Below are 8,350 nucleotides of genomic sequence, written 5' to 3'. Positions count from 1 at the left end.
TCTTCCCATCGCTGGGGTTTCGCAACTGCCTCCACCTCTGGGGTTTTTTGGTCTTAGGTTCGCTCGGCAGACTTTAGGCTTTAGCCTTCCCGCAAGCCCTGCGGTATTCAAACGTATTTTTGGGCTAAGAGCTTGGTTATCATTTTTAGCTCCATTATCCTAACATAAAGCCGTGCTAAAAGCACGGGGTTTCTACCCATTTTCCTGATGATCAGGCAGCGGGGAGCGATCGCTACTCCCTAGAATCAAACCCCTCACCCCCTTTGGTCTACTTCGTCGGCCAGGAGAATACTATTAGGGGTTAGGGTTCCGGCGAATGGGACATCTGGTTTTGGAGAATGAAGGGCAGCACTCCAGCCGCCGGAACCGGTTCCGCAAATAGATAGCCTTGGCCATAGATGCAATGGAGCGATCGCAGCATGTCCAACTGGGCTGTGGTTTCGATCCCTTCCGCAATCACATTAATCTGCAAACTTTGGGACAAGGCGATGATAATGCGGATAATTTCGAGGCTATCGGCATTGTCGAGCATCGTATTCACAAATGACGCATCAATTTTCAGGGTATCGATGGGGAGATGGTGGAGGTGTTGCAGGCAAGAATAGCCTGTGCCGAAGTCATCCACGGCGAGTTTGACATCGAGATTTTTGAGTTGATCGAGGATGTTATGCGTGGCGGTTTGGTGCTCGAACAGAATTTGCTCGGTGACTTCGAGTTTGAGGCTACCGCGTTTAAGTCGATTGCTGAGGGTGACTTGGCGGAGGCGATCGCGAAACCCAAATTGATTTAGCAACGCCCCCGACACATTCACCGTCAACACCAACGGCGTTGCCCCCGTCCAATGCTGTTGCCATTGGCCCAATTGCCGACAGGCTTCCCCCAAGACCCACCAATCAATCAACCCCATCAATCCGGTTTCTTCGGCCACGGGAATAAACCGACTGGGGGTAATCCAACCCAGTTCGGGATGTTCCCAGCGCATCAAGGCTTCAAACCCGACTAATTGCGCTGAGGCAATGTTGAAAATGGGTTGATAGAACACCACAAAGTCTTGTTTTTGAATCGCTTGGCGCAGTTGGGCTTCGAGGGAGAAGCGAGCGATCGCATCTTCTGACATGCGCGGCTCAAAAATGGCATGGTTCGCCTGGTGGTAAAACCGAGCATAATTCATCGCCGTATCCGCCGCTTGCAGCACGTCTTCCGCATCTTGTTGGGTGCGATCGGGGGTGTCGATAATCGCAATCCCGATCATGACACTGGAAAATAATTCTTGACTATCAATTTCGAGGGGTTGATTCAATTGTTGGTGAATATATTCTGCGATCGCCGTCGCATCCAGCGTGGTATGTAAATTCGTCAACACCAACGCCAAGGAATGATCCCCCACCCGCGCCACCGGATCAGCCAAATTCAAACAAGTGCTCAACCGTTCCGCCGTCGCCACCATCATCTGTTCCGCCCAGTCATGGCCGAGGCTATACTTCACCGCATTAAAGCGTTCCAACTCCAAAAAGAACACCGTAAAAAAGCCCGTATTCCCCGATTGGCAGGCGCTTAAATGATCGTGAAGCTGCTCTAAAAACCAGGCTTTATTGGGCAACTGCGTCACCGGATCGGTGTAGGCATAGGCATGGAGTTGCGCTTCGAGTTGTTTGCGATCCGTGATGTCTTGCACCAAACTCATCGCTTGGCTGATCCTGCCGTGGGTGTCATAGAGGGGAGCCAAAGAGGTGAGAAAGGTGCGTTGATCCAGGGTTAATTCGGTGGTTAAGGATTCCCCCGCTAAGGCGCGGCGGTAGAGGGGTTCGAGTTGCGCACAGGCTGCGGGGGAAAAGGCATCGGCGAGGGTACAGCCTTCAATTTGACTCTGATCAATGGGGAGGCGATCGAGGGTAGTACCAGCGGCGAAGGTGTAGCGTAATTGCGGATCAATTAGCAAGACGGCACTGCTAGGAACTTGATTCGCCAGCGTCCGATATTGCACCTTTTGATCTTGGAGGGCCAACACCGCATTTTGTTGGGGGGTCATATCCTGCACAATCGTGAGGCGGGCATTGCGATTTTGATAGGTGCAATCAATATGGGTCACATCGACGGTGAGTTCTGTGCCGTCTTGAGTGCGATGGGTGATCGGGTTGGTGGTGGAAAGGGAAGTGTCTGAGGTGAGCAAATCCCACAGGGTTAACTGCAAAAATTCGGCGCGGCTGTAGCCGTAGGTGTCGATCGCAGCTTGATTAACGGCTAAAAATTCTTGACTGCGTGCGTCACAGACCCACACGGGGCAGGGATTAGCCGCAAAGAGGTATTCAATGTAATCGCTTTGCTGGGTGAGGGCTAGAGTCCAACGGCGCAAGACACCATAGGCGAGACCCCCACTCAGCCAGATCGCCCCCCAGCCAAAGCTCAGATGCAGCCAAGCCATCGCGGGCGGAACTTGGAGCACTTGGTTCGCGATCGCCCCCACTCCGGTCACTAATCCTGTGCCAATGCCAAGGTATGCCCCAATCAGGCGGAGCAGAGGGCGAGAGTGAGGGTCACGAAACTGGAGCATACTCATGGGTGGCACAGTAGCAGTTTCATTATCGTACGTTTGCGGGATGATGGCTGTGCTGGATTGCACGGGACAGGGTTGGGGGTGGGGATGGTGTTATTGTTCCGTGGATTGGTACGCTACGGGTTGGGGGGTTCCCCCCTGAGTCAGGGATTGGCTGAGGGCGGTTAGGGTGGCAACCAACTGCTGCGCCATTTGACCAGAGGCGGCCGGGTCGGGGGTTTGGGTGTGGATGCTGGCCAAGAAGCGATCGCACACCATCGCCAAGGGTTCACCGGGCGGCACCGGGACGCGCTCCGTGGCCAGATCCAAGGGTGGAAACTGAGCAGCAGCCGGCCCCACATGACCCCGCTGCACGATTAACGGCTGCTCCCGCTGCATCTCATCAAAAATGAGAACACCGCGATCGCCCACCAACACCGACCGCCGCTGCTTATCCGGATTCGCCCAACAAAACTGTAACTGCACCCGTACCCCCGTGGGATAGGTCAAGGTCGCCCACACCTGATCCCAGATCCCCGGCTGGAGCCAGCCCTGGCCCACCCCCTGCACGACTTCCGGCCGTTGCCCCAGCCAATGGTTAAAAATCGCCAGATCATGAATCGCTAAATCCCACAACACATCCACATCCTGCCGCACGGGCCCTAAATGGGTTCGCGCTCCATAACCATAACGCAGTGTCCCTAACTGCTGCGATCGCACCACCTCCCCCCCCGCCAACACCGCCGGATTAAACAGATAGGTATGGTCAATAAATAACTGCTTGCCCTGGCGTTGGGCGAGGGCGGTTAAGGTTGCGCAGTCCTGGGGGTCAAGGGTGAGGGGCTTTTCTGCGAGGACATGGTAGCCCCGTTGGAGGGCGGTGGTAATCAGGGTGTAATGGGTCGTGGCGGGTGTGGCGATCACCACAGCATCCAGCGTTAAAGAATCCGGTAGCTCGTCCCAACTCGCCACCAGCCATAGATCCGCGTTGAGATTCAACGTGGTTCGGCAGGCCTCGCGGTGTTCCCGGTGGGGATCAATCACCGCCACCAGATGAGCATCGGGATGGTGGGCAAAGGTGCGAATAAAATGGCGACCCCAGCGGCCAGCCCCGAAAACAGCGATCGCAATAGACATCTCTCCTCCTAATTTCTTCTCAACTCGTCCTGATCGAGTCCCAATCCATCTCTGCTCGGCTGCACTCCCCAAACCCAAGGCGCGATCGCACGGGGCTTCATGCGTTCAGGGTACGCTATCATCAGCGGGATTAGCCCCTAGAGCACACTATCATCATGCATTCTGACCTGTTTTCCCCAACCACATCCTGGCTCGATCAACTGGCGATGCTTGCCTATATTGGCTTTGCGATCGTGATTGCCTGGCAAGTGTTTACCCGGTCGAAGTGATGCGATCGCGGTCATTGTGCTGCCGGGTTGAGATGGGGGTGCGATCGCGCCCCAGTGTAACACTGTCATTTTTTCGTTCTCCGTCCCCAGTCTTTCCCCAGTCCGGCTGAATGTAACGATTTACAACGTTAGATAATCCTGACACAAATTCCCTGATTTCTCGCCCTGATCCCTCACCCTTCAGCGAGGACAATTATCCCAACATTCCGTCTAGTCTTGTTTTGGCGCGATTTCAATAACACTGAAACAGAATGTAAAAAAAATCATCAGTTCGTTAAGAAATTGATAAATTTTCCAGCATTGTTTAGCTTTGCGCTTCACTAGAGAAAAGCACGACGCGATCGGATCACCCAATTTATTCCCCATGATCCCTAACGGTATCCCCCGATTCCTAATCCTTTGATCCGTCACGATTAGGATTAACTCCGCTATTTTTACTGCTTGTTGTTCTTTAGTTCTTGATCTCAGCTTAGTACGTTTATGACTACTCAATTAATGTCTGATTCTCATCCCACCCAAGACCCTCAGGAACAGAATGCAGTGGCGACGGGGGTATACATCACCATCCACGGACATTTTTATCAGCCGCCCCGCGAAAATCCCTATTTAAATGTTATTGAACGTCAACCCAGTGCCTACCCATTCCATGATTGGAATGAGCGCATTTTATATGAATGCTATCGCCCCAATGTGTTCTCGCGGATTTTGAACCATCAGGGGGAAGTGGTCAGCATTGTTAATAACTTTGAATATATGAGCTTCAATGTGGGGCCGACCTTGATGTCGTGGTTGGCAAAACATGATGAGGAAGTTTATCAGGGCATTATTGAGGCCGATCGCAAGAGTGTCGAGCGTTTAAACGGCCATGGCAATGCGATCGCCCAAGTCTTTAACCACATCATCATGCCCCTCGCCAATGAGCGAGATAAATACACCCAAATTCGCTGGGGAAAAGCGGATTTTCGGGCCCATTTTGGCCGCGACCCCGAAGGAATGTGGCTTGCTGAAACAGCGGTGGACTATCCCACCCTCGAAGCCCTGGCCAACGAGGAGATTCGCTTCATTATTCTCGCCCCCTCCCAGGCCGAACGCTGCCGCCCGATTCCCACGGACAACAACCCTGATCCGGATTGGTTAGCCGTCGGTGGCGGTCAAATTGACCCCACCCGCCCCTATCGCTGTTTTCTGCCCAACGGCAAGCACATTGATATCTTTTTCTACGATGGCCCGATCTCGAAAGGCATGGGCTTTGATGATGTGCTCAGTAGTTCGCAAAATCTCGCCGATCGCTTCAGCCAGGCGGTGCGCATCGACGATCGCCCCTCGCAATTGATTTGCGTGGCCACCGACGGCGAAACCTTTGGCCACCACAAAGGCGGCACGGAAAAATGCCTCAGCTATGCGTTTACCCAAGAGTTTGCCCAGCGTCAATGGCAAGTGACCAATGTGGCCCATTATCTGAGCATTTGCCCGCCGACCTGGGAAGTGGTGCTCAAGCCGGTGACTGCCTGGAGTTGTATGCATGGGGTGGATCGCTGGCAGAGTGATTGCGGCTGTGGGGGCGGTGGCACTTGGCAGCAAAAATGGCGGCGACCGTTGCGGGATAGTTTGAATTGGCTGCGCGATCGCCTCGCGGATGTTTACGAAACCCACGCCCGGAAATATCTCCATGATCCCTGGCTCGCACGGGATGAATATATTCAGGTGATGCACAATCGCACCCCGGAAAATACGGTGCATTTTCTCTATCGCCATCAACAGCACCCCCTCACGGAGTCTGAACAGGTGGACACCCTCTGTCTGTTGGAAATGCAACACCAGGCGTTATTGATGTTCACCAGTTGTGGCTGGTTCTTTGATGAATTGTCGCGGCCCGAAGGGGTGCAGATTTTGCGCTATGCGGCGCGGGCGATTGAATTGGCCGGAGAGGTGGCCGGGATTCAGCTTGAGGCGGAATTCCGCGATCGCCTCCGCGCCGCTCCGAGTAATGTGGAACAGTTCCGCGATGGGGGACGGGTCTACGATGAGTTAGTGGTCTCCTCACGGATTACCTTTGAACGGGTGGCGGCCCATTATGCGATCACCTCCCTCTTTAGCCGCTACAACACCGAAGATCGCGTCTATTGCTACGAAGCGACCCAACTGGAATACGCCAAGCAACGGATCGGGACGCAAACCCTCGCCTTGGGTCATTTGCAACTGGTGTCGGAAATTACCCGCGAATGCAAGGAGTTTACCTTTGCGGTGCTGCACCTCGGCGGCTGGGATTTCCACTGCTGTATTCAGCCCTTTATCGGTCGTCTGGCCTACGCTCAACTCAAAGAAACTCTGTTTGATTCGATTCAGCAGGCCAGTGTGTCGCAGACGATGTTTAGCATGATGCGGGTGTTTGGCGATCGCATCTTTAACCTCGAAACCCTCTTCGCCGAAGAACGTCAATGGATCATCCAAAAAATCGCCGACAAGAGCAAAACCACCCTCAACCAACTCTATAGCCAAGCCTACCGCGACAATTACAGCATTGTCCGCGCCTTCCACCGGGAAGAACTACCCGTTCCCCAAGAACTCCAGGTGGCAGCAGATATTGCCCTGTCCCACCGCTGCTTACGACTGCTCAGTGAGTTGGACGTTTGCGAGGATTGCACCGAAAAAGAAAGCCTCTTAGCAGAGCTAGACAGCACGGTGACCGAAGCCCACAGTATGCGCAGCACCCTCACCCTACCGGGGGCGAAGCAACTGCTAGAAGCCCTGATTTTACGGTCATTACAGGCGCTCTTGTTTAGTAATGCGTCGGACTCGGTGATCGAAGATCAACACCACATTGCCAAGATGATCGATGTGGGCGATCGCCTTGAGGTGGGGCTGTCCCTCGATCGGGCCCAGGAACTGTATTTCCGCTGCTTCCACGAGGTGATCGTGCCCCAATGTGTGGAAACCGAATCCGGCTTAAGCTGTCCTTGGGATGATTCCCAAATGCCGCTGCTGCTCGATCTTGGTAAACGTTTAGCGGTGGATGTTTCGACGCTGCTTTAAGCATTGACGGATCGCAGCGGCGCATAAATTTAGGATAGTCAGCGATCGGATCAGCGGCGATCGCTGACGCTTTCCCCCTTCAACCGGGTGGGTCGAGTTCACCCGTTGAGCAATCGGGGGGAAATCCAGGCAGGGAGGGAAATCTACCCCCCTGGATTGCTAGATTTCGAGGATCTGATACGTCATTTCGACAAAGGCTTGGGCGGCGGTTTGGGGGGTATAGGGTGCGATGATTTGGCGCGATCGCTCACCCATCGCACCTAACTGTTCTGGGTGATCCAAACAATAGGCCATCTGAGCCGCTAATTCTAAGGGATCATGGGGATCAAACCGAAACCCATTTTCGCCCATCTGCACCAGTTCACACACCGCCGCCCCCGTGGAACATAACACCGGCTTCCCAAAGGCCATCGCCTCTGACACCACCATCCCCCATCCATCTTCATAGGCAGGAAAGACAAACACATCCGCTTGCTGCAAATACGCTCCCAACTGCTCCGGCGCGACTCCGCCCTGCCAATAAATCTGGGCAGCCATCCCGTTTTGAACCACAAGTTGTTCCAGTTCTGGCTGCTGCTTCCCCGTCCCAATAATCGAGACGGCGTAATGGGTATAGCCGCCCCGCTGCAAGAGTAAACAAGCATTAATCAGGGTGATTAAGCCCTGGCGCGGGGTAATCTGGCCCACATAGAGAAAAATGGGCCGGGCCATGGTGCGCGGTAGCGGGGGCGCGATCGCCGCAGCCGCGCCAGCCCTAACCTGGATGCTGAGATGGGGAACAAGATAGATCCGTTGCCGAATTTTAGTGATCGGATAGTTCAGCACATCAATAAAGTATTGGCGGCCCAGTTGACTATTGACAATCACACTATCAACACCGATCAGCATCAGTTGGCGCATCAGCGTGCGCCACTGCATCAGCCGAAAATCACGATGGGGAGCACTCCCACCCTGGATCAACACCACGCGCCATCGCCCCACCCGTTTCAGCACAATCACCAAAACCGTCCAGAGCGAAAACCCTTCGGAATACACCACATCGGGCTTAAACGCTAACAAACGAGTCATGATCTGGAGCGTAACCCACAGACGATGGCGGCGATATCGAGGCGGCAGGGCGTTGATGGTGAGCCATGACGGATCATCCACTACCTCGATCCGGTCTGCCCCCGGCTGAGTCGAGTCATAACTCGAATCCACTTGCCCCGTATAGAACACCGCGTCAGGAATATACTCATTGACATACTCCCCCACTAAACCCTACGGGCTATAGTGGGGGATTCTGAACAGCCAGTTACCTGACCATTTATCCACTCAAACAACGAGAGTTGCAGAGGGTTGCTAGGCTCAACGACTAGCGCCATTGATTTATCCTGAT

General features: G+C 54.1%; 4 protein-coding genes. 1 reads left to right on the top strand and 3 read right to left on the bottom strand.

All coding sequences use genetic code 11. The features are described from left to right. Positions 1 to 301 precede the first annotated feature (301 nt). A complete protein-coding gene (locus PN477_RS09320; RefSeq protein WP_272147201.1) occupies positions 302 to 2,557 on the bottom strand; it encodes a sensor domain-containing protein in 2,256 nt (751 codons plus the stop codon). Positions 2,558 to 2,647: 90 nt separating this feature from the next. After that, positions 2,648 to 3,670 carry a Gfo/Idh/MocA family protein gene (locus PN477_RS09315; RefSeq protein WP_272121341.1) on the bottom strand — a complete coding sequence of 341 codons (1,023 nt, stop codon included), beginning with the start codon at positions 3,668 to 3,670 and terminating at the stop codon, positions 2,648 to 2,650. A gap of 764 nt (positions 3,671 to 4,434) precedes the next feature. Between PN477_RS09315 and PN477_RS09310 the strand changes: the two genes are divergently transcribed. Next, complete coding sequence (locus tag PN477_RS09310) at positions 4,435 to 6,972, top strand: DUF3536 domain-containing protein (protein ID WP_272121340.1); 2,538 nt, start codon at positions 4,435 to 4,437, stop codon at positions 6,970 to 6,972. A 159-nt stretch (positions 6,973 to 7,131) separates the two neighbouring features. On the opposite strand, the gene PN477_RS09305 is transcribed toward PN477_RS09310, so the two are convergent. Then, positions 7,132 to 8,226 (bottom strand): glycosyltransferase family 4 protein, encoded by a 1,095-nt coding sequence (locus PN477_RS09305; protein WP_272121338.1) that lies wholly within the window; start codon positions 8,224 to 8,226, stop codon positions 7,132 to 7,134. Positions 8,227 to 8,350 lie beyond the last annotated feature (124 nt).

It is taken from the genome of Spirulina subsalsa CS-330, assembly GCF_028330765.1.
In the GTDB taxonomy this organism is placed as follows: domain Bacteria; phylum Cyanobacteriota; class Cyanobacteriia; order Cyanobacteriales; family Spirulinaceae; genus Spirulina; species Spirulina subsalsa_A.
Note: the sequence above shows the minus strand (reverse complement) of the source record. Positions and strands in the feature narration are given on the sequence as shown.